At 72.9% G+C, this 26,340-nt stretch carries 19 protein-coding genes; 14 read left to right on the top strand and 5 right to left on the bottom strand.

Annotated elements, in window-relative coordinates:
• Positions 1-56: 56 nt before the first annotated feature.
• Positions 57-5,969 carry a hypothetical protein gene (locus tag ABZT17_RS11100; protein ID WP_356346629.1) on the top strand — a complete coding sequence of 1,971 codons (5,913 nt, stop codon included), beginning with the start codon at positions 57-59 and terminating at the stop codon, positions 5,967-5,969.
• A gap of 401 nt (positions 5,970-6,370) precedes the next feature.
• Here the strand turns inward: ABZT17_RS11100 and ABZT17_RS11105 are convergent, their stop codons facing one another.
• From ABZT17_RS11105 to ABZT17_RS11115, 3 genes are all read right to left on the bottom strand, one after another.
• Complete coding sequence (locus tag ABZT17_RS11105) at positions 6,371-7,147, bottom strand: TIGR03943 family protein (RefSeq protein WP_356346631.1); 777 nt, start codon at positions 7,145-7,147, stop codon at positions 6,371-6,373.
• Positions 7,144-8,064, bottom strand: a complete 921-nt coding sequence (locus ABZT17_RS11110) for a permease (protein WP_356346716.1) — start codon at positions 8,062-8,064, stop codon at positions 7,144-7,146. The genes ABZT17_RS11105 and ABZT17_RS11110 overlap by 4 nt, the downstream gene beginning before the upstream one ends.
• Before the next feature lie 293 nt (positions 8,065-8,357).
• On the bottom strand, positions 8,358-9,104 hold the full coding sequence (locus ABZT17_RS11115; RefSeq protein ID WP_356346633.1) for a TetR/AcrR family transcriptional regulator: 747 nt from the start codon (positions 9,102-9,104) through the stop codon (positions 8,358-8,360).
• 299 nt (positions 9,105-9,403) lie between these two features.
• On the opposite strand from ABZT17_RS11115, the gene ABZT17_RS11120 reads away from it, so the two are divergent.
• The 4 genes from ABZT17_RS11120 to ABZT17_RS11135 all read left to right on the top strand — a co-directional run bounded on the left by ABZT17_RS11120 (position 9,404) and on the right by ABZT17_RS11135 (position 14,955).
• Positions 9,404-10,069 carry a Tat pathway signal sequence domain protein gene (locus tag ABZT17_RS11120; RefSeq protein ID WP_356346636.1) on the top strand — a complete coding sequence of 222 codons (666 nt, stop codon included), beginning with the start codon at positions 9,404-9,406 and terminating at the stop codon, positions 10,067-10,069.
• Positions 10,070-10,324: 255 nt separating this feature from the next.
• Positions 10,325-11,926: an ABC transporter substrate-binding protein gene (locus ABZT17_RS11125; RefSeq protein WP_356346638.1), complete on the top strand. Its 1,602-nt coding sequence runs from the start codon at positions 10,325-10,327 to the stop codon at positions 11,924-11,926.
• Positions 11,927-12,167: 241 nt separating this feature from the next.
• Positions 12,168-13,214: a histidinol-phosphate transaminase gene (hisC, locus tag ABZT17_RS11130; RefSeq protein WP_356346641.1), complete on the top strand. Its 1,047-nt coding sequence runs from the start codon at positions 12,168-12,170 to the stop codon at positions 13,212-13,214.
• A gap of 4 nt (positions 13,215-13,218) precedes the next feature.
• Positions 13,219-14,955 (top strand): aldehyde dehydrogenase family protein, encoded by a 1,737-nt coding sequence (locus tag ABZT17_RS11135; protein WP_356346643.1) that lies wholly within the window; start codon positions 13,219-13,221, stop codon positions 14,953-14,955.
• Here ABZT17_RS11135 and ABZT17_RS11140 read toward each other — a convergent pair.
• Positions 14,905-15,468: an Lrp/AsnC family transcriptional regulator gene (locus tag ABZT17_RS11140; RefSeq protein ID WP_356346645.1), complete on the bottom strand. Its 564-nt coding sequence runs from the start codon at positions 15,466-15,468 to the stop codon at positions 14,905-14,907. The two genes, ABZT17_RS11135 and ABZT17_RS11140, sit on opposite strands and share 51 nt — an antisense overlap.
• Before the next feature lie 133 nt (positions 15,469-15,601).
• Here ABZT17_RS11140 and pdhA point away from each other — a divergent pair, with 133 nt between their 5' ends.
• The 8 genes from pdhA to ABZT17_RS11180 all read left to right on the top strand — a co-directional run bounded on the left by pdhA (position 15,602) and on the right by ABZT17_RS11180 (position 24,079).
• Positions 15,602-16,732 (top strand): pyruvate dehydrogenase (acetyl-transferring) E1 component subunit alpha, encoded by a 1,131-nt coding sequence (pdhA, locus tag ABZT17_RS11145; protein WP_356346647.1) that lies wholly within the window; start codon positions 15,602-15,604, stop codon positions 16,730-16,732.
• A gap of 6 nt (positions 16,733-16,738) precedes the next feature.
• Positions 16,739-17,758, top strand: a complete 1,020-nt coding sequence (locus ABZT17_RS11150) for an alpha-ketoacid dehydrogenase subunit beta (RefSeq protein ID WP_356346650.1) — start codon at positions 16,739-16,741, stop codon at positions 17,756-17,758.
• A complete protein-coding gene (locus ABZT17_RS11155; protein ID WP_356346653.1) occupies positions 17,755-19,080 on the top strand; it encodes a dihydrolipoamide acetyltransferase family protein in 1,326 nt (441 codons plus the stop codon). The genes ABZT17_RS11150 and ABZT17_RS11155 overlap by 4 nt, the downstream gene beginning before the upstream one ends.
• Positions 19,081-19,173: 93 nt before the next feature.
• Complete coding sequence (locus ABZT17_RS11160; protein WP_356346656.1) at positions 19,174-20,466, top strand: aldehyde dehydrogenase family protein; 1,293 nt, start codon at positions 19,174-19,176, stop codon at positions 20,464-20,466.
• A complete protein-coding gene (locus ABZT17_RS11165; protein WP_356346658.1) occupies positions 20,456-21,637 on the top strand; it encodes a thiolase family protein in 1,182 nt (393 codons plus the stop codon). Before ABZT17_RS11160 ends, ABZT17_RS11165 begins: the two co-directional genes overlap by 11 nt.
• Positions 21,634-22,395, top strand: a complete 762-nt coding sequence (locus ABZT17_RS11170; RefSeq protein WP_356346661.1) for an enoyl-CoA hydratase/isomerase family protein — start codon at positions 21,634-21,636, stop codon at positions 22,393-22,395. The genes ABZT17_RS11165 and ABZT17_RS11170 overlap by 4 nt, the downstream gene beginning before the upstream one ends.
• Complete coding sequence (locus tag ABZT17_RS11175) at positions 22,392-23,255, top strand: 3-hydroxyacyl-CoA dehydrogenase family protein (protein WP_356346663.1); 864 nt, start codon at positions 22,392-22,394, stop codon at positions 23,253-23,255. Before ABZT17_RS11170 ends, ABZT17_RS11175 begins: the two co-directional genes overlap by 4 nt.
• Entirely contained in the window at positions 23,249-24,079 is an 831-nt protein-coding gene (locus ABZT17_RS11180; RefSeq protein ID WP_356346665.1) for an enoyl-CoA hydratase-related protein, read from the top strand. Before ABZT17_RS11175 ends, ABZT17_RS11180 begins: the two co-directional genes overlap by 7 nt.
• Positions 24,080-24,205: 126 nt before the next feature.
• On the opposite strand, the gene ABZT17_RS11185 is transcribed toward ABZT17_RS11180, so the two are convergent.
• Entirely contained in the window at positions 24,206-25,420 is a 1,215-nt protein-coding gene (locus tag ABZT17_RS11185; RefSeq protein WP_356346667.1) for an acyl-CoA dehydrogenase family protein, read from the bottom strand.
• 119 nt (positions 25,421-25,539) lie between these two features.
• On the opposite strand from ABZT17_RS11185, the gene ABZT17_RS11190 reads away from it, so the two are divergent.
• Complete coding sequence (locus ABZT17_RS11190) at positions 25,540-26,328, top strand: enoyl-CoA hydratase/isomerase family protein (RefSeq protein ID WP_356346670.1); 789 nt, start codon at positions 25,540-25,542, stop codon at positions 26,326-26,328.
• Positions 26,329-26,340 lie beyond the last annotated feature (12 nt).

Genomic DNA, 26,340 nt, shown 5'->3' on the forward strand with positions numbered 1-26,340 from the left:
GCCGGCGCCCAGCGCACCGAGACCGAGCACCGCGCAAGGACAGGAGCACACCGGAGATGACCGACGCGTTCAGCGCCCGCGCTCAGCTGGACCGGGCCCGCGCCGAGGCCGACGTCGCGCGGGCCCGCGCCGACGAGCAACTGGCCGTCGTACGACGTCTGCAGGACGCCATCCGGACCGGTGACGAGCGCGCCACACCCGACCTGCTCGCCACGGCGGAGGCGGCCCAGGCGGAGCTGCAGCGTACGGCCGACCAGTTGGCCGGACCGGTTCCCGGTGACGAGGACGAACTGAACCAGGCCCTCGACTCCGGAACGCCGTTGTTCCCCGACGGCAACACCACCCCGATCGCGCTGCTGCCGGTACGGGTGGAGACCATCTGGTGGGAGCCGAGCACCCTGCGCGTGCGGGTGTACCCGGACGACATCCTGATGTCCCAGTTCGAACCCGCGCTCACCCCGGACGAGGCGGCCGCGGCCACCGAGTACTGGCAGGCACCGGGCCCCGAGGCCTGGCAGCAGCTGCTCACACGGCTGCGCCCGGCGCGCGCCTCCTGGGCCGTCGACGCCTGCCGCCCCGGCTCCCCGCCCCCCGTGGTGCGCCCCGACGACCCGGCCGCACCCCGGACGCGGACGATCTCGATGCCGAAGCGGTGGCGTTTCCTCGGTCTGCTCGACGGTGAAGTCGTCGTCGACAAACTCGGCCGCCCGGTGCCCGACCCCCTGCCGGTCGGGCTGCTGCGCGGCGACGAGGAAGGCTGGGAGACCGACTGGTTCGAGGCCCTCAAGGCAGGCATGGGGGTCGAGCTGAACCTCGCCGACGGCACGGACCACCTGGACGAGCTGCTCGTCGTCGGCGTACGCGCCGACTCGGTGACGGACGGCGCCACCCGGCTGCGCGATCTGCTGCACGGCCACCGCTACGCCGGCGGGCTCGGTCTGCTGCCCGTCGGCACCGCGACCAACAACACCCCCCGCGCCCGCTCCGGTTGGTCCTCGGCGCCCGCCTACCCGGGCCCCGAACCGGACCCGCAGTCCGGAGAACGCCCGGTGGCCGACGCCCTCGCGGAGGCGCTCGGACTGCCCGACGCCGGTTTCCTGCGCGGCTGTTCCGGCGCGGCCGACGCGGAACCCGCCGCCCTCGCCGCGCTGTCCCTGCTCACCTGGCCGACCCTGGGGCAGGGGTACGCCGAGGCCGCGGTGTCCCAACTGGACCTGGGCACCCAGCAGATCCGCGCCGCCGGACCCACGCGGGCGTGGCGCGGGGTACGGGACCATCTCGCCGAGCATGTCCGCAGCCGGGGTCCGCTGGCGACACTACGGGTCGGCCGGCAGCCGTACGGCGTGCTGCCCGCGACCGCGCTCGGCGACTGGCGCGCCGAACGGCCCGCGGACGTGGACGCCCTGCTCGCACCCTGGCTGCTGCGGCTGCGTGAACGCTGGCGCGCCGTGCTCGACGATCCGGACGCCGTCCCCAGGGTGCGGCCCGACCAGCCGGTCGACCGGATCGCGGTGGACGCCCTGACCCGGCTGCCGGTGGCGACCGGCCTGGCCATGCGGCGGATGGACGGCCCCGCCTTCGCCGTACCGAGAACCCCGCGCGACGAGCCGCCCGCCGAGCCCGGACTGCCGGGACTGCCGCCGGACGGGGTGCTGCGCTGGACCACCCGCGGTGACGGCTGGACGGACCTCGGCTGGGGACTCGACGAGACGACCGGTGTACCGGGGTTCGTCTCCCGGCTCGCCCCCGACCCGGTCGCCTTCCCGGCCCGGGCGACGGCCACCGCGGACTACCTGCACGCGGTCCGCGCCTTCCTGGCCGGGGAGTTGGACGCCCAGGGCTATGACCAGGCCTGGCCGGTGGAGCTGTCGTCCGGGCGGGAGACACCTCCCCGGCGCGGCACCTTCTTCGACCTGCCGGACGGGGCCGGCGACCGGCCCGACGGGCCCACGCCGCCCCAGCCGCAGGACGACGACGTGCCGCAGGACCTGGAGAACCAGCCCCCGCCGGACGCCACCGGCCTGCTGGACGCGCTGCTCTTCCTCCCCAACTGGTCGTCCTCCCAGGACGACACGGCGGACGACCCGCTGCGTCAGGCACTGGCCGTCACCGGTGACGTGGACCAACTGGTGGCCGACGTACTGGAGGGGCTCGCCGAACACGACCGCGCCCAGCGGGTCGCCGCCGCCCTACGCGCCGCGACCGCGCTGCCCCGGCTCGAACAGGCACTGCGCGCACTCGCCGCCGTACCGGTGACCCGGCTGCCCGAACTGCTGCTGGAAGTCGTCGACGTCCACTCCCACCGGCTGGACGCCTGGATCACCTCCCTCGCCTCGCGGCGGCTGGCCGAACTCAGGGCGTCCGGCGTCCAGGGCGTCCGCTACGGGTGTTACGGCTGGGTGGAGAACCTGCGCCCACCGGTGGCCCGCGAACAGGTCGACATCGAGATCGACGACGAGGACACCACGGTCGAGGTGTCGGCGCAGGACGGCTACATCCACGCACCCTCACTGCAGCACGCGGCCACCGCGGCGGTCCTGCGCTCGGGTTTCCTCGGCCACCCCGGCGAGCAGACGTACGCCGTCGACCTCACCTCCCGCCGCGCCCGCACCGCCCGCTGGCTGCTGGGCGGTGTACGGCAGGGGCAGAATCTGGGCTCGCTGCTCGGGTACCGCTTCGAGCGGGCGCTGCACGACGCGGAACTGGACCACCTCATCGAGCGGTTCCGCCGCCAGTTCCCCCTGCCCGTGGTGCCGGAGCCCGAGGGACAGGACGGCGACCCACACCTGTGGGCCCGCAGCGCGGAGGCCGTGGCCGCGCGCAACGTCGTCGACGGACTGGCGCTGGTGCGGGCCGGTGCCGCGGCGTCCGGCCTGCCCAGCGACATCGACGACCAGTCCGTGGTGCCCGTGGGCGAACAGGACGCGGTGGCGCCGCTGCTGGCCGACCTCGCCGACGCCCTGGACGCGGTGGGCGACCTCGTGCTGGCGGAGAGCGTGCACCAGCTGGTGGGCGGCAACCCCATCCGGGCCGGGCTGACCGCGGACACATTGGGCCGGGGCCAGGACGTACCGGACACCTTCCATGTCCTGCGCACCCCGCATCGGGCCCGTGCGGTGACCCACCGCGTGGCCGCCCTGCTGCCCGCGGCACCGATCGAGCCGACCGGCTGGCCCGGTGATCCGCTCGCCGCCCTGCAACCCGCCCTGGAGACCTGGGTCGCGAGGCTGCTCGGCCCGGCGGCCGGCTGGACCCTGACCGGCATGCTGGGCGACGAGGACAGCCCCTTCGAGGTCACGGCCGACCGGCTGGGCCTCGGCGCCGTCAGCACCCTGCTGGAGGCATCCGGCGCCGATCAGACCCGTTTGCGCCACGCACTCCTCGCCGCCCTCGGCGCCGCACCCGACACACCGGTCACCCTCTCCGGGCCCGACTGGACCGGTCTGCTCGGCCGGGCCTCCCGAATCCGCGCGCTGCTGGCCACCGCCCAGCCGCTGCTGCCCCTCCACCTCTCCGACGATCCGGCCGGCCACGTGCTCGACCACACCGGTCTGCGGGCACGACTGGCCCGTTTCGCCGCCGATCCCCTGATCGCCGCGCACCCCGCCGCCCCCGCTCTCGCCGCACTGGCTCCGGAACCGGCGGAGAGCTGGCCGTCCCGCGCGCGGACCGCGCTGGCGGCGGTGCTCGGCGCGGAGATCCCCCTCCTGCCCGACCTCTCCGGAGCCCCACCGGCCGGCCGGGCGGACCTGTCCGGCGCCGACATCGAGGACTGGCTGCGCCGCAACGCCGCCGTACGGACGTCGGTACGCACCCTGCACGAGACCCTGGTGCTGGCCGGGATCCGCAACGGGCGCGGCGAACCGCTGCGCGCGGCCCAGCGTCCCGGCGACCCCACCGAGCCATGGATCGGCGGAGTCTTCCCCGCCGGACAGCGCCCGCTGGCCACCACACACCTGGTCTGGCACGCCCCCGCCGAGCCCGTGCCCGGCGCGGGCGTGACCGGTCTGGTGCTCGACGAATGGATCGAGCTGCTGCCCGGTGCGGACCAGCCGGCCTCCTCCCCCGCGCCGGAGCCGGCGGCCGAGCCCGCGCCGGAGACCGAGCTGACCGGTGTCGCCTTCCACTACGACCGCCCGGACGCCAAGGCCCCCCACAGTGTGCTCATCGCCGTGCCCCCGGACCTGAACCGTGGCTGGACCTCCGACGGGCTGGTCCAGGTGCTCCGCGAGACGCTGGAGCTGGCCAAGCTGCGCGCCGTCGACGCCGACGACCTGCCACGGCTGGGCAATCTGCTGCCCGCGATCCGTATCTCCCCGCACGGCGCGACCGGGCAGGCACTGTCCCGCGTGGAGACCACCCGGCCGAACACCGACCCGGACGGGCCGTTCCGGCTGGAGGCGGGCTATCGCACCGGCGACGTCGAGTCCGGCCTGGCCGCCCGCACGCACGACCCGCTGTGGCTGCTCACCCGGCAGTGGCAGTTCGGCGAGTTCGCCGCACAGGACGCCGGCTCCCCCGCGGTGGTGCGGATGAGCGGCGGCAGCGCCCCCATCGACGCCTGGCGCCCGGCCGGCGCCACCGACTGGGTGCCCTACGACCCGCGCCTCGGCCCCCTGGACGTGTCGGTCGAGGACGAACCGGTGCTCGTCGACGAGCGGTTGCGTGCCGAGGGCGGCGCCGCGCTGCTGCGGATGGCCGACGACGCCGGCCTGCTCGCCGCCGCCGCAGCCGCGCTGACAGCCCATCAACTCCCCGCCGACGAGAACGGCGGCGCATCCGACACGAGCCTGATCGCACTGCTGGGAGGGCGGCTGCCGGACGCGGCGGCCGTGGCGGCCGCGCTCGACGCCGGGACCCTGGCGGCCGGCGCCCCGGGGCTCGGGGACGTGCTCAGCCGCTGGCGGCGCTGGTGGGCGGGGCAGCTGGCCGAGCGCGGCCCCGACTGCTTCGACCCGCACCGGTTGGAGTACGGCGCCGAGGTGTCCGTCGGTGGTGCCGTACTGCGCGCCGACGCCTATCTGGGTGACGGACTCGACTGGTACGCGCTCGACGTGCACCCCGATCCCGAGGTCACGGGCGCTCCACCCGGGCCGAGGCGGACCTTCACCGACGAGGGCTTGCCGACGACGGTGCACTACGGCGGGCTGCCGGCCGACCGGTTCTGGGAGATGGAGGACGCGCGGATCGACCTCGGCTCGACGGATGTGTCCACGCTGGACACCGGACGGCTGCTGCTGATCTCGTTCGCCACGGTGTACGGCAACGACTGGTTCCTGGTGCCGCTGGAAGTACCGGTCGGGTCGCTGACCGTGCTGGACCAGCTGCTGGTGCGCGATGTGTTCGGCCGCTACCACCTCGTCGAGCGCGCCGGGCGCGACGACCCGTCCTGGTCGATGTTCACCCTGGACGGCCCGGACCCCGGCCAACCCGCGGCGACGGGTCTGCTGATGCTGCCGACGGAGCCGGGTCAGACGGGCGAGCCGCTGGAGCAGGTGGTACTGGCCCGCGACGAACTGGCGAACCTGGCCTGGGCCGTGCAGCCCCGCTACACCGACGGCCGGGGCGAACCGGTGGACCGCCGGGACCAGTGGGCGCGCGTCGCGCCGCCCGACCCGGCACCGAGCGGCGAACTCCCCGTCTACGGAGTGCAGTCCCTGGTGCCGGACTACTGGTTCCCGCTGGTTCCGGAGCCGGTCCGCCCGGGAATGATCCGGTTCCGGCTGGCCGAGCTGACCGGTCCCGGCCTCGCCTCCCGCCCGCAGGGGCGGCTGATCGCGCCGGGGCTGTGGGTGCGCGAGGAGGAGGTGCCGCGCGACGGGGCGAACGTGATCCGCCGTCCGGTGCTGGCCCGCTGGTTCGACGGCTCCTGGCACAGCTGGGTGCGCCGGGAGAAGGCTCCCGGCACCGGGGAGAGCTCCAGCGGACTCGCCTTCGACACCGTCAGGCCGACCGAGCCGTGGGCGTGACCGTGACCGTGACCAGCCGGCGGACTCCGCCAGTGATCAGTTGTCAATCGTCGACAGCCTGAGCGCACTGCCGTTTCCCCAGCAGGAAGGTACGCCGGGAAAGGACCGCAGGTGGGGTGGGCCTGGGTATCACCTGGCCGTGCTCCGCGAGACCCAGGACTTCTGGATGACCGAAGCGAGGATGTCGTCGAGGCGGCCCAACGGGAACTGGAAGCCGATCCGACCGCGCCGGCTGCCACGCTGACCACCAACCGACACCAGTGTTTGTTCGACCCCCGTACGCGCTCCATGCGACTCACCGTCCGCGCGACAGCGGCTGCGCTCGCGACCGGTCTCACGCCTGCTGCCACCCTTCCGTTCCGAGGCGCACGGCTTCCCGACAATCCCCGGCAGCCACCGGCTCATCTCGTGGGGACGAGTGGAAGGTCGTCGGTGTACGAGTTCACCGGCTTGGCGGCCTCCTCCACCGTGCGGGCGTCGAGCGCGACGGCCGCGGACTCGGTGCCGAGGGATCCGGCGGGATGCCAGGTGCCCGTGACGGCGACCCAGGTGTCGGGGCGGGGCGCCGGGCCGTAGATCCGCAGCTTCACGGACTGGGCGTCAGCGGCGCAGCAGGAGATGATGATCCGGGTCAGGAACCAGCTGTCGCTCCGCTTGCCGGCCGTGACGAAACCGCTCAACTGGACGGTACGTCCACTGATGGCTCGCGTGCGGTCCTGCCGCACACGCAGGGCGAAGTCGGTGAGGGTGATCGGCAGCAGTGAGGCCGCGGGCAGCGGGTCGAAGTCGTGCCGCGGGGTGACCGCGGGCCTGGACGGCTCGCGCGAGGCCGTGTACGCGCCGAGTGCGGGCGGGGCGTAGAGCAGCAGGCTCACCGCCGGGACCAGCAGCAGCCACGCGGCACGGGGTCCGCCGGAATGGTCGTGCCCGTGGCCGCCGTCCCCGTGGTGGTGCGTGTGCCCTTCGTCCCCGTGGTCCGTGTGGCCTTTGGCCCCATGCCGTCGCCCGTACGACACCGCGTCCGCCACGCCCAGCAGGATCAGTACGGCGCCGGAGGCGATGAGCAGCGGCCGCATCCCCTCTTTGACGTACCGCAGATACAGGTCGCTGAAGAGGGCGATGCGCAGCAGGCCGAGGCCGCTGAGGACGAGGAGGGTGATCTGAAGCGGGCGTCTCACAGCAGCACTCCTCCGATCAGCGCGGCGGCCAGCACCGCCACCACCACCGTGGCGGCGGAGAACCGGACCGCGAAGGCCCGCCCGAAGGTTCCGGCCTGCAGCGCGATCAGCTTCAGGTCGACCATGGGTCCGACCACCATGAAGGCCAGCCGTGCGACCGGCGAGAACCCGCTCAGCGAGGCCGCCACGAACGCGTCCGCCTCCGAACACACCGCCAGCAGGATCGCCAGCCCGGCCAGGAACAGCACCGACAGCCACGCCGAGCCGGCGAACACGTCCAGCACGGAACGGGGCACCGCCACATTGAAAGTGGCCGCCGCCATCGCCCCCACCACGAGGAAACCGCCGGCGTGCAGGAAGTCGTGCTGGAAACCGGTCCGGAACTCCCGCCACCGGCTGCCGCCGGTCTCGTGCCCGGTGTGCCGGGCGACCGGCCGCAACCACTCGGCCCGCCCGAGCCACAACCACAGCCAGCCCATCACCCACGCCGTGACCAGCGAGGCCAGCAGCCTGGCGGCGATCATGGCCGGCTGCCCCGGGAAGGCGACCGCGGTGGCGGTCAGCACCACCGGGTTGATCGCCGGCGCGGAGAGCAGGAACGCGAACGCGGCCGCCGGGGTGACACCGCGCCCGATCAGGCTGTTCGCCACCGGTACCGAAGCGCACTCGCAGCCCGGCAGTACGACTCCCGCCATCCCGGCCACCGGTACGGCGAGCACCGGACGGCGTGGCAGCACCCGGCTGAACACCCGCGCCGGCACGAAGGCGTTGATGGCTCCGGACAGCGCGGTGCCCAGCAGAAGGAAGGGCAGTGCCTGGACGGTCACGGCGAGACACACGGTCCGCCAGGCCTTCATCGCGGGCGTCTCCAGCCATCCCTCCGCGAGGGACAGCACCGCAGCGGGGACGAGGACCATGCCCAGGAGCAGAAGCGGCCGGATCCGCGGCCGGCCGGGAGTGGTCTCGCCACCCGTCGCCCTGTCCCAGTCGGCGGCTTCGGCCTCCTCGGCCCGTTCTTCCGTGCTCTGCATCTCAGCTCCGCCTGTCAGATGATCGGGCCAACATAAAGGGCACCTATCACCATGAAACGGAAACACGCCAGGTCGGCCGGGACAGGACCGTCGTATGGCCGATGAAGCAGACGCGGCCGGCTCCGCCGTCCCGGGGAGCGACGGGGCCGGGTCGGCCCGGGTCACGGCAGTTCCGCGGATCAGCCGTCCGGGGTGAGGCAGGACGGTCGGGGGCCCGGGGTGGGGGGCGGATCGTCGAGGCAGGCCGTGGCGCGTTCGGGGCCCAGGAAGGGGGCCAGTACGGAGAAGGCGAGACCGGGCAGCAGGGCGGGCAGTTCGGAGGTTCGGCCGGCGGCGATCCGGCGGTATATAGCGGAATAGACCCCACCGACCACCATGTCGACCAACTCCTCAGTGGGTACGGGGAGTTCGACCTCGGGCAGGTCGGTGAAGAACGTCCGGAAGCGGGCCAGCAGCTCCTCGCGGGCCTCGCGCCCGGCCGGGCCGACCGCGTCGATCTCCACGATGGCCATGGCCGCGAACGCGGGAGCCTCGGCCAGGATGTCCAGCAGCGCGCCGAGCCCGGCACGCACCCGGCTCGGCCAGTCGCCGCCCTGGGCGTGGGCCTCCTCCATCGCGCCGACGACCAGGGAGGTGCCGTGCTGGTGGGCGGCGAGGAAGGCGTCCTCCTTGCCCTTGAACAGCTCGTAGAAGACCGGTCTGGTCACCCCCGCCGCCTGGCAGATGTCGCTGACCCGGGTGTGGGCGTAGCCGACGCGGGCCACGGTACGCACGAAACCGTCGAGCAGCCGGTCGCGCTGGTTGGCGGCGACCGCCTCGGGAGAGGTGCGGCGCGGCCCCCGCCGCAGCGAGCGCTCCGGGTCGCGGCCCGTGCGGGTACCGGGCAGCACCAGAGGCACCCCCGGCGCCGAGGAGGTCCCTGCCATCACACGCCCTTCCTCACGAACTTCCGTGCGCTGCCTTGACGTTGAATACCCGTCAGGTTTACAAACTTCACAGGTTTTCCATAGAGCGGACCCGCGGGGCGAGGTCCGCGGGAACCGTCAGTTTCACGCACCCGCAAGGCCGCAACAAGAGCACCCGCGTCCCTGACGCCGGGTCAGTCACCCGCACCGGTCCGCCGTCTCCCCCGGGAACGGCCCCACGCGGGCCGCCGTCTCCGCCGCCCCGCGGCGCTCGCGGCGCCCCGCTCTTTCGCCACCCCCCCAGCACCAGAGGACCTGCCATGCGCAGACACACCGTCGCCGCCACCGCCGCCACCGCCGCCGCCCTGACGGCCCTGACGTTCCTCCCCGCCACCGCCGCCTCCGCGGACGGCGCCGTCCTCACCTACGGCAGCGCCGGCGGCACCGCCGTCTCCGTCGGGGACGTACTCACCTCATCCCTCGCCGGCGGCACCAAGGCCACCCTCGCCACCGCCAGCGGAGGCACCTCCGGCATCACCTGCACCGGCTCGACGCTGTCCGCCACCGTGGCGGACAACCCCGCCGCACCGGGCACCGCCACCGAGTCCGCGACCGCCCAGACCTTCAGCGGCTGCACCAGCAACGTCTTCGGCGTCACCGGCGTGCGCAGCATCACCGTCAACGGCCTGCCCTACACCACCTCCGCCGCGTCCGACGGCAGCGTGGTGGTGACCCCGGCCGCGGGCGGCACCATCCAGACCACCGTCGTGCTCTCCACCCTCCTGGGCTCCGTCACCTGCGTCTACCAGGCGCCCAGCCTCGCGGCCGTGAGCTCCAACAGCAACAACAGCCTCTCCTTCTCCAACCAGGCCTTCAGCAAGGTCTCCGGGTCGGGACTGTGCGCGGCCAACGGCTACTTCTCGGCCTCCTACGCCCCGGTGGTCGACAGCAGCGTCAGCGGCTCCCCCGCCGTCTACACCAACTGACCCTCGGCCCGAACGCGTGCGGTGCGCCGGCCCTCCACCCCCGGGCCGACGCACCGCACGCCCCGGTCGGCGATCACGGAAACGTCACAGACGTGATCGAGCGGGCGCGTCATCCACCCTGGAGCGGCGCACATACCGGCACGACAGCATCGGCACAGCACATTCCGGCAACAGCGCCCTTTCGGGGTGGTTCGGGCCGGCGCGGCACTCAGTACGTTCTGCCGACATTCGCGGAACGGACCGAGGAGTGTGCGCGTGTTCAACCAGAACCGAAGTCTGCGAAGACTGGCCGCCGTCGGATCCCTGTCCCTGGTGGCGGGATGCGGCGTACTCTCCGGCAGCGGCCCGGAGTCCGGCAGGCCGATCGTCGTCGGGACGACCAGCGCCCCCAGCAGCCTGGACCCGGCCGGGTCCTGGGACGGCTCCTGGGAACTGTTCCGGAACGTCTACCAGACACTGCTCGCCTACCCCGACGGCGCCACCACCCCCCGCCCCGACGCCTCCCGCAGCTGCGGCTTCACCGACTCGGGTAATCGCACCTACCGCTGCGTACTGCGCTCCGGGCTGAAGTTCGCCGACGGCGACCCGCTCGACGCACAGGCCGTCAAGTACTCCATCGACCGGATCCGCGCCATCGACGCGCCCAGCGGCCCGGCGGGACTGCTCGGCAGCCTCGACGAGGTGCGGGTGCTCGGCGACCACGAGGTGGTCTTCGACCTCAACAAGGCCGACGCCACCTTCCCCTTCGTCCTCGCCACCCCGGCGATGTCGATCGTCGACCCCCACGACTACCCCGCCAGGTCCCTGCGCGAGGACCAGTCGGTGAACGGCTCGGGGCCGTACAAGCTCGCACGCTACGAGGACGGCAAGAAGGCCGAACTCGTCCGCAACGACCACTACAAGGGCTTCGCCCACCGGCACAACGACGCCGTGACCATCCGCTACTTCCCCGACTCGGCCACCATGGTCGACGCCCTGCGGTCGGGGGCCATCGACGTCACCTACCGCGGGCTCGCCGCGTCCGACATCGTCGCCCTGCAGTCGTACCACCCCTCCCACTCGTCCTCCGGCCACTCCTCCGACCTGCAACTGATCGACGGTGCCGGCATCGACATCAACTACCTGGTGTTCAACCCCAGGGACCGCTGGGCCGGCATTCCGGCCGTGCGCAAGGCCGCGGCCCAGGTCGTGGATCGTCCCGCACTCGCCTTCAAGGTCTACGAGGGCACCGTCGACCCGCTGTACTCCATGGTCCCGGCCGGGCTGGCCGGCCATACCGCCGGCTACTTCGACGCGTACGGCGGCCCGAACATCTCCAGGGCCCGCAGGATCCTCGCCGCCGCCGGCATCACCCGGCGGGTCCCGCTCACCCTGTGGTACACCACCGACCGCTACGGCTCGGAGACCGCGCAGGAGTTCCGGGAGCTGAAGCGTCAGCTGGACGGCTCGGGCCTGTTCACGATCACTCTCAAGAGCCGGCCCTGGAAGACGTATGTCGTCGGCTACCAGAAGGGCGAGTACCCGGTGTTCGGGCGCGGCTGGTTCCCCGACTTCCCCGACGCCGACAACTTCATCGCCCCCTTCGTGGGCGACCACAACACCCTCAGCACGCCCTATCGATCCCCCGTGATCACCGGCGGACTGCTGCCCGACTCCCGGAGCAGGAGCGACCGCGGCGAGGCGGTGGAGGACTTCGAGCAGGCGCAGCGGATCCTCGTCCACGACGCCCGCCTGATTCCGCTGTGGCAGGGCCGGCAGTACATCGCGGCCAGCGACGACATCTCCGGCGGCGAACAGGCGCTCGACCCCTCGACGATCATGATGATGTGGGAGCTGCACCGCAAGGCCAGTTGGTGAGCCCACGGGGAGACACCACGGGAGAGCCCGCCCGTGGCCCGAGGGCGGCGTGCCGTCCGTCTCGTGCCAGGTGCTCCGGGGGACCTCGCGGAAGACTGTTTGCCGAGCGGACGGGCAGGTCCTGGCGATATGTCGCCGAATTCGCCAAAGGGTTGAGCGCTTGTCGTCTTCTCTTCACGATTTGCCTGTCAAGTGCCCGACGGCATGACCTCGGGCCCAGCGCTGCAGAAGCGAGTCCAGCATGGTGCGTGTCCGTGCGTCCCTGTCTCAACTGCCCGCCTACGTTCCGGGCCGCAAACTGCCCGGTGCCATCGTGCTGGCCAGCAATGAATCACCGCACGGGCCGCTGCCCGGGGTGGCCGGCACGCTCGCGGAGGCGGCGGGCGGAGTGTCCCGGTATCCCGACCTGGACGCCACCGACCTGGTCCAGGTCCTGGCCGCGCACCACGGGGTCGATCCGGAGCGGATCGCGGTGGGCGCCGGTTCCTCCGAGGTGTGCGGACAGCTGCTGCACTCGGTCGTGGGCCCGGGCGACGAGGTCGTCTTCGGCTGGCGTTCCTTCGAGGCGTACCCGATCCTCACGGCGGTCGCGGGCGGTACGGCGGTGAAGGTCCCGCTGCGCGATCACGCTCTCGACCTCGATGCCATGGCCCGGGCGATCACCGCCCGCACCCGGCTTGTCTTCGTGTGCAATCCCAACAACCCCACCTCCACCGCGGTCGGCGGGCGGGAGCTGTCCGCCTTCGTGGACCGGGTGCCGCCGGACGTGCTGATCGTCGTCGACGAGGCGTACCGGGAGTACGCCGACCCCGCCCTGGTCCCCGACGCCCTCGCCCTGCTCGGCGACCGCCCGAACGTGGTGGTGCTGCGGACCTTCTCGAAGGCGTACGGCCTGGCCGGGCTGCGCGTCGGCTACTGCGTCGCGCCGCCCGAGCTCGCCTCGCATGTGCGCAAGACCCAGGTGCCGTTCAGTGTCAGCGCCCTCGCCCAGCGGGCAGCCGTCCTCGCCCTGCGCGAAGGCGCCGAGGTCGCCCGGCGGGCCGCGCTCACGGTCGCCGAACGACACCGGGTGACCCGGCGGTTGCGTGAGCTGGGCCACGAAGTCCCCGACTCCCAGTCGAACTTCGTGTGGCTGCCGCTCGCCGACGACAGCGGGGACCTCGCCGTGCACTGCCTCGACGGAAGGGTCGTGGTCCGTCCCTTCCCGGGCGAGGGCGTGCGGGTGACGATCGGCCTGCCGCAGGAGAACGACGCCTTTCTCGCGCTCGCCGAGACGTGGAGAGGCTGAGGCCGTGCGCCCCAGTCCCTACGAACGGCACCGGGGCCTGATCCAGAGCGTCGCACGGACCCTGGCAGCCGGTGGGCGCTGCCGCCCCTTCACCGAGGCGACCGGGCAGGACGCGGCCGACGCGGGGATGAGATCGACCCGCACCGCCGGAAAGGTCTTCGACTCCCTGCTCGGGAAACCCTTCGACCTGGGCCAGCCCGGCGAAGCGGGCCGGGCGCGCACGGAGTCCTCGCCGTACGGCGGCGATCTGGGGATCTCCTATCCACGGTGCGAGCCGTCGGAGCTGGTCGCGGCGGCCGGGCGGGCCGCGGCGGGCTGGCGGGCGGCGGGGCCGTACCAGCGCGCGGGACTGGCCGTGGAGATCCTGCGCAGGCTCAACACCCGCAGTCACGAGCTGGCTCTCGCGGTGCACCACACCACCGGTCAGCCGCTGTCGGCCGCGTTGCGCGCCGCCGGGCCACGTGCCCAGGACCGCGCGCTGGAAGCCGTGGTCCAGGCGTTCACCGAGTCGGAACACGTCCCGGCGGACCTGCGCTGGGAGAGCGCGCAGCGGCGCGGGCGCCCCCTGGCGATGCAGGGCACCTGCACCCTCGTACCCCGCGGGGTGTCGCTGCTCATCGGCTGTCCGGACTTCCCGCTGTGGAACGGCTATCCGGGCCTGTTCGCCAGCCTGGTGACCGGCAACCCCGTCATCGTGGCCCCGCACCCGCGCTCCGTGCTCCCGCTGGCGATCACCGTGCGGGTGGCCCGGCAGGTGCTCGCGGAAGCCGGTCATGTCCCGGACGTCGTCACCCTCGCGGTCGCGGAACCGGAGCGGCAGGTGCACCGGCGGCTGGCCACGGATCCGGAGGTGCGCATCGTCGACTTCACCGGTTCCGCGCGATTCGCCGACTGGCTGGAGCGACACGCCCGCCAGGCCGCCGTGTTCGCCGACCGGAGCGGGCTGAACACGGTGATCGTGGACTCGACCGAGGACTACCAGGGCCTGGTGCGGGGTCTGGCCCTGTCGCTGTGCCTGTGCAACGGCACCGTGCGCACCACACCGCAGAACATCCTGGTGCCGGAGCGGGGCTTCGCCACCGACGAGGGCCACAAGACGATCCGGGATCTCGGGGCCAACCTGGGCGACGCGGTGGACCGGCTGCTCGGGCATCCCGCACGCGTGGGGCGGGTACTGGGCGCGATCACCTCCGACGAGGTGCGCGGCGCCCTCGCCCAGGCCGCGCGGCACGGCCCGATCCTGCATGCCTCCGCTCCCGTGCCCCACCCGCACCATCCGCACGCCGATGTGCGCAGCCCGCTGCTCGTACGGCTGCGCGCCTCGGACGAGAGCGTCTACACCCGCGAATGGCCGGGGCCGGTTTCCTTCCTCGTGGGGACCGACTCCATCTCGCACAGTCTCGCGCTCTTCCGCCGTACGGTGGCCCGCCACGGCGCGCTCCACGCGTCGGTGCACTCCACCGATCCGCTGGTGCTGGCGGCCGTCGAGACGGCGGCGCTGGACGCCGGGGCGCATCTGACGGTGAACCTCGCCGACCTGCCGGCCGACCCTTCCTCGGCGCTCGCCGACCCACCGGGCACCGCCGCCCACTTCGTCACCGGGCGCTTCCGCGTCGTACGTTCCCGGCGGCAGGCGCCGCGGGCCGCCCCCCAGCCGGCGAAAGCGCCGCCCGCCGAGTTGGAGGCCGCCTCAGTCGCCGTCGCGGACTCCGGTCCGGGCGCCCGCCTGGTCGACGTGTGAGCGGGACGCTCCGCCCGCGGTCCAGAGGGCGCCTCGCCCGCGCACCTCGTCGAAGACCAGCCAGGTGCGGGTCGAACGCACTCCCGGCACCGCCTGGATGCTCTCCAGCACGACCTGGCGCAGCACCATGTTGTCCGGCGCGCGCACCAGCACCAGCACGTCGAAGTCCCCCGTGACGAGCGCGACATGCTCGACGTACGGGATCTCGCGCAGCCCTCGGGAGATGTCGCGCCAGGCGTTCTGGTCGATGCTCATCGTGACGTAGGCGCTGGTGCCGAGGCCGGCCCGCTGGGCGTTCAGTTGCGCGGTGAAGCCCGTGATGACGTCCTCGGCGACCAGTCTGCCGATGCGTGTGTAGGCGTTGGCCCGGGAGATATGGACCTGCTCGGCCAGCGCACGGACCGAGATACGGCCGTCGCCGAGGAGCCGGCTGAGGATCTCGCGGTCGATGTCGTCGAGCGGGACGGCAGTTTGTCCGATCACCGACCCGGTCGACGGGAATTCCCCAGACACATTGTCCTCCAGGATCGCCTGAGTCGGCAGTTCATCACGAGTTTCGCCGAGGTATTGAACACATATTCCGCGATGACGACCATTCTCTTGTCAAGTGTCCAGAGAAAGTGAGTGGCCTCCCATGTCGCCCTCCATGTCAGTGAAGAGCCTCCGGCAGACGGTCCAGGGCCTGCTGCCCTCCCTGACGCCGGTACGGTTCGTGGCCGAGGACGGCACACCGGCCGCCAGGCACCCGGCCGACTACGCCGAGCCCGCGCCGGAGGACCTGCGCGAGGCCTATCGGCTGATGGTCCTGGGGCGCCGGTTCGACACCCAGGCGACCGCGCTCACCAAGCAGGGCCGGCTCGCGGTGTACCCGTCCAGCCGTGGCCAGGAGGCCTGCCAGATCGGCGCCGTACTCGCGCTGCGCCCCGAGGACTGGCTGTTTCCCACCTACCGCGACTCGGTGGCCCTGGTGAGCCGCGGTATCGACCCGGTCGAGGTGCTGACCCTGCTGCGAGGCGACTGGCACTGCGGTTACGACCCCGCCGCCACCCGGGTCGCGCCGCAGTGCACCCCGCTGGCCACGCAGGTGCTGCACGCGACCGGTATGGCCGAGTCCCTGCGCCGCAGAGGCGCGGACGGGGTGGCGATGGCCCTGGTGGGGGACGGCGCCACCAGCGAGGGCGACTTCCACGAGGCGCTGAACTTCGCGGCCGTCTTCCGCTCCCCGGTCGTCTTCTTCGTCCAGAACAACAAGTACGCGATCTCCGTGCCGCTGGCCCGCCAGACGGCGGCGCCCGCACTCGCGTACAAGGGCATCGGCTACGGCGTGCGGTGCGAGCAGGTCGACGGCAACGACCTGGTCGCCGTGCTGGCGGTGCTGGGCGCGGCCGTCGAGCACGCCCGCGCGGGACACGGGCCCGTCCTGGTCGAGGCGCACACCTACCGCATGGACGCGCACACCAACGCGGACGACGCCACCCGCTACCGGGAGGACGACGAGGTCGAACGGTGGCGGGACGCCGACCCCGTCGACCGGCTGGAGGCGTACCTGCGGTCGCGGGACGCGCTCACCGACGCGGACGTGACGGCTCTGCGGGAGGAGGCGGAGGAGCTGGCGGCGCGTCTGCGAGCCGACATGAACGCGGACTCCGAACCGGACCCGCTGGAGCTGTTCGCCCATGTCTACGCCGAGCCGACCCCGCAACTCAGGGAGCAGCGGGCTCAGTTGGCGGCCGAACTCGCGGCGGCCGACACCGCCCCGCACGAGCAGGAGGACTGAACCCCCATGACCAAGGTCACGATGGCGCAGGCGCTGAACACCGCCCTGCGGGACGCGCTGCGCGAGGACGAGCGGGTGCTCGTCTTCGGCGAGGACGTCGGTCCCCTCGGCGGGGTGTTCCGCATCACCGACGGACTGACCCGCGACTTCGGCGAGGGGCGCTGCTTCGACACCCCGCTGGCCGAGGCCGGCATCGTCGGTCTCGCGGTGGGCATGGCGATGGGCGGGTTCCGGCCCGTGGTGGAGATGCAGTTCGACGCGTTCGCGTACCCGGCCTTCGAGCAGATCGCCTCCCATGTGGCCAAACTGCGCAACCGCACCCGCGGACGGATCGGCCTGCCGATGGTCATCCGTATCCCGTACGCGGGCGGGATCGGCGGAGTGGAACACCACTGCGACTCCAGTGAGGCCTACTACGCGCACACCCCGGGGCTCAAGGTGGTCACCCCGGCGACGGCCGAGGACGCCTACTGGCTGCTGCGCGACGCGGTGGCCGACCCCGACCCCGTGGTCTTCCTGGAGCCCAAGAAGCTGTACTGGTCCCGCGAGGAAACCGACCTGGAGACACGGCGGGCACCCGAGTTCGGCCGGGCCGCGGTACGCCGGCCGGGGCGGGACGCCACGGTCGTCGCCTACGGGCCGTCGGTCCCGGTGGCACTGGCCGCGGCGGACGCCGCCGCCGAGGACGGGATCGACCTCGAAGTGGTGGATCTGCGGACCCTGGTGCCCTTCGACGACGAGACCGTGACGGAGTCGGTCCGCCGGACCGGGCGCTGCCTGGTCGTGCAGGAGGCCCAGGGCTTCGCGGGCGTCGGCGCGGAGATCGCCGCGCGGGTCCAGGAGCGCTGTTTCCACTCGCTGTCCGCGCCCGTGCTGCGGGTCGCCGGCTTCGACATCCCGTATCCGCCGCCGAAGCTGGAGCACGCCCATCTGCCCGGCGTCGACCGCGTCCTCGACGCCGTCGACCGTCTGCAGTTCGCCGACGAGCCGGACACCCGGCACCTGCCGCAGGGGGCGGTCGCATGACCACGGCGACACGGCACGAGCAGCTGTTCCGGCTGCCCGACCTCGGCGAGGGACTGACCGACGCGGAGATCATCGACTGGAAGGTCGCCGTCGGAGACACGGTGACGATCGACCAGATCGTGGTCGAGGTGGAGACCGCCAAGGCCGCGGTCGAGGTCCCGGTCCCCTACGCGGGCACCGTGCTGCGGCTGCACGCCGAGGCGGGCTCGGCGCTGGGCGTCGGCGAACCGCTGATCACCATCGGGGGTCCGGCGGACGACTCGCACCGAGGGCCGCTCGGCGGCGCCGCCGAGCGGTACCGCCAGGAGGAACAGGCCGGATCCGGCAATGTGCTGATCGGCTACGGCACTGGTCACGAACCGGCACCGCGCCGTCGCCGCCGACGAGGAGTGACCGCGTCGACGTCAGCGGCGACCGTGGCGGCAGGCGGCCCCGGCCCCACCACCGCAGGGCCGACCGGACCGCTCGCCCCCCGGGTCATCTCACCCCTCGTGCGGAGAATGGCCCGGGACCACGGCATCGACGTCTCCACGCTGGCACCTTCCGGTCCCGCGGGAGTCGTTCTGCGACGCGATGTGGAACAGGCCGTGGCGCAGGCCGGGCCGGCCCCGACGGAGCCCGCCGCGGGTGGTCCCGTGCGCATCCCGCTGCGGGGCGTGCGCCGGGCCGTGGCGGACAAGCTCTCGCGCAGCCGGACCGAGATACCCGACGCCACCACCTGGGTCGACGTGGACGCAACCGGACTGCTGCGGGCCAAGAAGGCCCTGGAGGCCGCCGAACCCGGCCGCCGTGTCGGACTGCTCGCGCTGCTGGCCCGGATCTGTGTCGCCGGTCTGCGCCGCTACCCCGAGCTCAACTCCGCGGTCGACACCCGACAGCAAGAGATCCTGCGCTTCGACGAGGTGCACCTCGGCTTCGCCGCCCAGACCGAACGCGGGCTGGTGGTGCCGGTCGTCCGGGGCGCTCATCGGCTGACGACCGTACAACTGGCAGCGGAACTCGCCCGGTTGACCGAGCTGGCCCGGACCGGAACCCTGCCGCCCGACCGGCTGACCGGCGGAACCTTCACCCTCAACAACTACGGCGTGTTCGGCGTCGACGGGTCGACCCCCATCATCAACCACCCCGAGGCGGCCCTCCTCGGCGTGGGCCGCATCGTCGACAAGCCCTGGGTGGTCGACGGCACCCTCGCCGTACGCAGGGTCACGCAGCTCTCGCTCACCTTCGACCACCGGGTCTGTGACGGTGGAGTGGCCGGCGGGTTCCTCCGCTTCGTCGCCGACTGCGTGGAGCGGCCGGACATCCTCCTCGCCGACGTCTGACGCCTCCATCTCCTCCCTCTGCCTCTCCCTCCCCTTTCTCTGCCTGAGCCCACTGCACCCATCTACCGACCGAACGTTCGGCCTGGAGCTTTCATGTCCACCGACCATCACCCCGACTACTTCGCCCGCCACGCGGATCTGCTGCACAAGGCCGCGGAACGCACCGCCGACCGCGGCTACTGGACGCCGTACCCGGAGATCCCGAGCGACTCCGCGTACGGAAAGGGCGCGGCCGAGCAGGGCGAGGCCGCCTTCCGCGCCCTCCTGGACCGCCCTTTCCCGCTCGACGGGCACCCCACGACCGGCACCGTCCGCGCCACCGAGACGTCGCCCTACGGCTTTCCCCTCGGCGTCAGCTACCCCCATCTGGCGCCCGAGGCCGCCGTGGCCACGGCCAAGGCGGCCGCCACGGCCTGGCGTGCCGCGAGCCCCGACACCAGGGCCGGCGTCGCGGCCGAGATCCTGGCCCGGCTGAACGCGGCCGGCTTCGAGATCGCCCACGCCGTCCAGCACACCACCGGCCAGCCCTTCGTGATGGCGTTCCAGGCGGGCGGCCCGCACGCCCAGGACCGCGGGCTGGAGGCCAACGCCCGCCAGGCCGCCGTACACACGGAGAAGGCGGGGCTCAACACGATCGTCGTCGACTCCACGGACGACTACGCCGGTCTGCTGCGCAACCTCGCGTTCTCGCTGTCGCTCTACAGCGGCCAGATGTGCACCACCCCGCAGAACATCCTGGTGCCCGGCGACGGCTTCCCCACCGACCAAGGGCCGCGCACGGCCGACGAGTTCGCCGCCGATCTGGGTTGCGCGCTGGACGATCTGCTCGCCGACCCGGCCCGCGCCGCCGCCACCCTCGGAGCGATCGTCAACGGCACGGTCCTCGCGCGTCTGGAGGAGGCGGCGGTCCTGGGCCGCACCGCCCACCCCTCACGGGCCGTACGGCACCCTGACCATCCGGACGCCGTAGTGCGCACCCCGCTGGTGGCCCGGCTGGACGCGGAGACCGACGAGAAGACGTACACGAGCGAGTGGTTCGGGCCGGTCTCCTTCGTCATCGCCACCGACGGCACCGCGCACTCCCTGCGCGTCCTCGACGACACCGTACGGAGCCACGGCGCGCTCACCGCCTGTGTGTACACGACGGACCAGGGCGTGCTGGCGGCGGCGCGCGCGACGGCCCTGGCAGCCGGGGTGCATCTGTCGGAGAACCTGACCGGGGACGTCTTCCCCAACCAGTCCGCCGCCTTCAGCGACTTCCACGGCACATCGGCCAACCCGGCCGCCAACGCGACCCTGACCGACCCGGCGTTCGTCCACAGCCGGTTCTGCGTCCTGCAGTCCCGCCGTCACTCCACCGCGGAGGAACACGACCATGTCCGATGAGGTCTATCTGATCGACGGGGCCCGCACCCCGCTGGGCCGCTACCGCGGAGCCCTCGCCTCCGTACGCCCCGACGACCTGGCCACCCTCGTCGTCGCCGAGGCGGTACGGCGCTCCGCCGTCCCGGCCGAAGCCGTCGACGAGGTGATCCTCGGCGCCGCCAACCAGGCCGGCGAGGACAACCGCAACGTGGCCCGCATGGCGGCGCTGCTGGCGGGTCTGCCGGACCACGTGCCCGGATACACCGTCAACCGGCTGTGCGCGTCCGGCCTGACGGCCGTGGCCTCCGCCGCGCAGACGATCCGGGCCGGTGAGGCCGACCTGGTCGTGGCGGGCGGAGCGGAGTCGATGACCCGCGGACCCTGGGTGATGGCCAAGCCGGGCACGCCCTGGGCCCGGCCCCCCGAGGTGCACGACACGCCCCTCGGCTGGCGGTTCACCAACCCGCGCTTCTCCGCCGGGACCACCGTGTCGATGGGCGAGACCGCCGAGGAGGTCGCGAGCCTGGACGGCATCACCCGCCGGGAGGCCGACGCCTTCGCGCTGCGCAGCCATCAGCGGGCCGTGGCCGCCCAGGAGGCGGGCCGGTTCGACCGGGAGATCGTCCCGGTTCCGGTGAAGGACGGCGAGGTCACCCGCGACGAGGGTCCCCGGCCGACCACCACACTGGAGAAGCTGGGCGCGCTGCGGACCTCCTTCCGCGGCGACGGGATCGTCACCGCGGGCAACTCCTCCCCGCTGTCCGACGGGGCGGCCGCCCTGGTGGTGGCCGGCGCGGCGGCGGTCGAACGCCATGGGCTGATCCCCCGGGCCCGCGTCGTCACCGCCGCCTCGGCCGGGGTCGAGCCCCGCCTCATGGGGCTGGGCCCCGTGCCGTCCACCACGAAGGCCCTGGAGCGGGCGGGCTGGAAGGCCGAGGACCTCGACGCGGTCGAGCTGAACGAGGCGTTCGCCTCCCAGTCGCTCGCGGTGATCCGCAGGCTCAAGCTCGACGAGGACCGGGTCAACGCCGACGGCGGTGCCATCGCCCTCGGCCACCCCTTGGGCTGCTCCGGCGCCCGCATCCTGCTCACCCTGCTGGGCCGGATGGAACGCGAGGGCGGCCGCCGGGGCCTGGCGACCATGTGTGTGGGCGTAGGGATGGGCGTGTCGATGCTGGTCGAACGCGTATGAGCGCGATCAGCCGCACCTCGTACGACACCCTGCTCGTCGAGCGGCGCGCGGACCGTGTCGTCGTCACCCTGCACCGTCCCGAGTCCCGCAACGCCATCAGCGGCTGCATGATCTCCGAACTGCACGAGGTGTGCGCGGAGTTGGAACGCGACCCCAGGCTGCTGCTGATCACCGGGCACGGCGGGGTGTTCGCCGGGGGCGCCGACATCGCCGAACTGCGCGCACGGGGCCGGGAGGAGGCCCTGCGAGGCATCAACAGCCGCCTGTTCGAGCGGGTCCGCGCACTGCCCATGCCCACCGTGGCCGCGGTGCCCGGCTGGGCACTGGGCGGCGGCGCCGAACTGGCGTACGCGTGCGATCTGCGGATCGCCGGGCCGGACGCGGTCTTCGGCAACCCCGAACCGGGGCTGGGGATCCTGGCCGCCGCCGGTGCGTGCCGGCGGCTGCCCGAACTGGTCGGCGTGTCGGTGGCCAAGCAGATCCTGCTCGCCGGGCGCACCCTCGACGCCGAAGCCGCACGCGCCTGTGGACTGGTCATCGACGTCGTCCCGGCGGACCGGCTGGCCGACGAGGCCCATGCCCTGCTCGACCGCATGGCCCGCTCCTCGGCACTCGCCCTGCGGCTCACCAAGCTCGTCACCGATGCCCCGGGAGCCCATCCCGTGGCCGACGACCTCGCCCAGGCAGTGCTCTTCGAGAGCCCGGACAAGGAGGAGCGCATGACGCGCTTCCTGGAGAAGAAGGGAGGCCGGACATGACAACGGCATCAGCGCCACCCGCCGTCGTGGGGGTGATCGGCGGGGGGCGCATGGGCGCCGGTATCGCCCAGTCCTTCGCGGTCGCCGGGTCACGCGTGGTCGTCGCGGAACGCGACGGGTCCGCCGCCGGCGCCGCGACGGAGCGCATCGTCGGGGGACTTCGGCGGGCGGCCGGGCGTGGGACGCCCACCGGGGCGGCGGACGTCGACGTGGCGGACCGGATCACGGTCGTCCCCTCGGTCGGTGAACTGCCGCCCGACGCGGACCTGGTCGTCGAGGCCGTCCATGAAGACGCCTCGCTCAAGGCCGGGTTGCTCACCGCGGCCGAGGACGTGGTGCACGACGGGTGCGTGCTGGCCAGCAACACCAGTTCGCTGTCCGTCACCGAACTCGCGGCCGCCCTGAGGCTTCCAGGGCGGTTCCTGGGGATGCACTTCTTCAATCCGGTGCCCGTCTCCGCCCTCGTGGAGCTGGTCCTGGCCGCCGACACCGCCGCACCGACCCTGGCCGCGGCGGTCCGCTGGACGCACGCGCTCGGCAAACAGGATGTCGTCGTCAAGGACTCCCCCGGGTTCGCCAGCAGCCGCCTCGGCCTCGCCCTCGGCCTGGAGGCGATCCGCATGGTCGAGGAAGGGGTCGCCGATCCGGAGGCCGTCGACACGGCCATGCGCCTGGGCTACCGGCACCCGATGGGACCGCTGCGTCTGACCGACGTGGTGGGACTCGACGTACGGCTCGCCATCGCCGAACACCTGCACAAGACGCTCGGGGAACGGTTCGCCCCGCCCCGGCTGCTGCGCGAGAAGGTCGCCCGCGGAGAACTGGGCCGCAAGACCGGTCAGGGGTTCTACCGATGGTGAACGACGACGACACGACCGCTCAGGCGGACCGCGCGCACGGAGTGGCGTACGAGGTCACCGACGGTGTCGCGATCCTCGAACTGCGGGGCTCCGGCAGCGGCAACGCGTTCGACGCGCACCTGCGCGGCGCACTCCTCCAGTCCGCGCGCCGCCTGACGACGGACACCACACGCGGTGTCCGGGCGGCCCTGCTCACCGCGCGCGGACAGCACTTCTGCGTCGGGCAGGACCTCCGCGAGCACGCCCGACTGCTGGAAACCGCTCCGGCGACGGCCTTCGCGAACCTGCCCGACCACTTCAACCCGCTGGTGAAGGAGCTCAACGGGCTGAGTGTGCCGCTCGTCGTGGCCGTCGAGGGCGCCTGTGTGGGCGCGGGGCTCGGCATCGCCCTCTGCGGCGACGTGCGCGTGGCCGGCGAGAGCGCCCGCTTCGCGACCGCCTTCGGCAACCTCGCGCTGGCCTCCGACTCGGGTGTCGCCCGCGCCCTGGTCCGTCAGCTCGGCCCGTCCAGGACCAGCGGGCTCATGCTGCTCGGCGACCGGTTCTCCGCGCGGGAGGCCGCGGAATGGGGGCTGGTGCACCGGGTCGTGCCGGACGGCTCCGCCACGGCCGAAGGACTGACCCTCGCCCGTCGCCTCGCCGAGGGCCCCACCGCCGGGTACCGCGAGACCAAGGCGCTGCTGCGGTCGGCGGGGACCTCGACACTGCCGGCCACGCTGGAACGCGAGGCGGTCGTCCAGCGCCGTCTCGGCGCCACCGACGACCACCACGAGGCCGTCGCCGCGTTCCTGGAGCGCCGCGCCCCGCGCTTCCGCGGGCACTGACCGCACCCACGACCCGGCCCCCGCACCTCCGCACCTCCGCACCTCCCGTCCTCACCTGCCAGAGCTTCGCCGCCTCCGACACCCTCACGGTCGACTTCGACAGCTGAGGTACTGGAGCAGCCGTCGTCAGCCGTCGGCACCCGTGAGCTGCTTCCGGTACGGCCTCACCGCGCGGCGCGCTATGGCGAAACGGTGGGTCTCCGAGGGGCCGTCGTAGATCCGGAAGGGCCGTACCTCCCGGAACAGCCGGGCGAGTGGGGCGTCGGCGGCCGAGATGCCGAGGGCTCCGCAGATCTGCACCGCCCGGTCGACCACCCGGTTCACCGCCTCCGCCACGAAGGTCTTGGACACCGAGGAGAGCTGGGAGGCCGCGGCGGAGCCGGTGTCCAACTCCCATGCCGTCCGCAGGATCAGGGCGCGGCTCGCCTCGATGTCGATCTCGGAGTCGGCCAGCATCTGCTGGACCATGCCGAGATCTCCGAGTGCCGAGCCGAACGCCATCCGGCTCCCGGCCCGCTCCAATGCGATGTCCTGGGCGCGGCGGGCCGCTCCCAGCCAGCGCATGCAGTGGGTCAGCCGGGCGGGACCGAGCCGTATCTGGGCGCCCTCGAAGCCGTGGTCCACGGCGCCCAGTACCTGCTCCTCCCCCACCACGCACCCGTCGAAGACGATCTCGCTGTGCCCGGCGAAGAGCGACTCGTCGAGGGTCTCGATCGTCCGGACGAGGCGCATGCCGGGGGTGTCGGCGTCCACCAGGAACATGGTGGCGCCGCCCGGGTCGCCCGGGCTGCCGGAGGTGCGGGCCATGACGATGGTGAAGCCGGCTCCCTGGGCCCCGGTGATGAACCACTTGCGCCCGTCGATGCGCCAGCCGCCCGGCACCCGGGTCGCGGTGGTCCGCAGCAGACGGGGATCGGCACCCGCCCCCGGAGCCGGTTCGGTCATGGCGAAGCAGGACCGTGACTCGCCCGCGGCGAGCGGACGCAGATACGTCTGCTTCTGCTCTTCGGTGGCCACCTTCTCCAGCAGGTGCATGTTGCCTTCGTCCGGGGCCGCGCAGTTCAGCGCCAGCGGCCCGAGCAGCGAGTAGCCCGCCGCTTCGAACACCACCGCCTGGCCGCGCAGGTCGAGCCCGTGGCCGCCCCAGCGCTTCGGTACGTGCGGGGCGAACACACCCGCGTCACGGGCGGCTTTCTGCAGGCTCTCCCGCACCGCCTCGGGGGCGTCGTGCACCGACCCGCCGCATTCACGCTCGGCCGGGACGACCACCTCACGCACGAACTCCGCGGTGGCTTGGGCAAGTTGGGCGACTGCCGGATCGACATCGAACTGGATGGGCACGGGACCTCCCGCCGACGGGCGTACGGGCATCGTCAACCGACGCCTCCTAGAAACTGTATAGCGTGTTTAGTATCTTGCCCGGAAGCCCCGGCGACGGGAAGACGACGGGAGAGACACCCATGAGCCCGACCGCGAGTACCGGCCCGGTCCGTACGGTCCGCCATCCCGACGGCGTCGTCGAGCTGAGGCTGGACGATCCCGGCCGCGGGAACGCCCTCGATCTCGGCACCGCCGAGGCACTGCGGGACAGCGCCGAGGAGGTGGCCGCTGACCCGGGGGGCGCGGTCCTGCTGAGGACGACCGGCGGCAGCTTCTGCGTGGGCGGCGACCTGCGCGCGTTCGCCGGCCGCGGCACGGAGACCGGCGCCTATGTGCACGCCGTGGCGAGCGCCGCACACGCCGCGATACAGATCCTGTACGAGCTGCCGGTGCCGTTGGTGACCGCCGTGCGCGGGGCCGCCGCGGGCGGCGGGATCGGCCTGGCCCTCGTGGGCGACATCGTCCTGGCGGCCCGGTCCGCGCGGTTCCGGCTCGCCTACACCGCGATCGGACTCACGCCGGACTGCGGGGCTTCGTGGTTCCTGCCCCGCCTGGTGGGCCCCCGCAGGGCGGCGGAGCTGATCCTCACCAACCCGGTTCTGACCGGCGACGACGCCGAACGGTGGGGCCTGGTCTCCCGGTCGGTGCCGGACGCGGAACTGGACGGCACCGCCCACCGCACGGCGGCCGACCTGGCCGCCGGCGCCGGTGACGCGCTGCGCGCGGCGAAGGGACTGCTGCGGCTGGACACCGGTGAGGATCTGCGCCGCCACCTCACCGAAGAGGCCCGGTCGATAGCCGCCCTCGCGGACGGCCCGGACGCACAGGACCGCATGGCGTCGTTCCTCACGGCGAAAAGTGTTTCTTGAGTCCCTCTTCAC

The sequence above is a fragment of the Streptomyces sp. NPDC005648 genome, from assembly GCF_040605395.1.
In the GTDB taxonomy this organism is placed as follows: domain Bacteria; phylum Actinomycetota; class Actinomycetes; order Streptomycetales; family Streptomycetaceae; genus Streptomyces.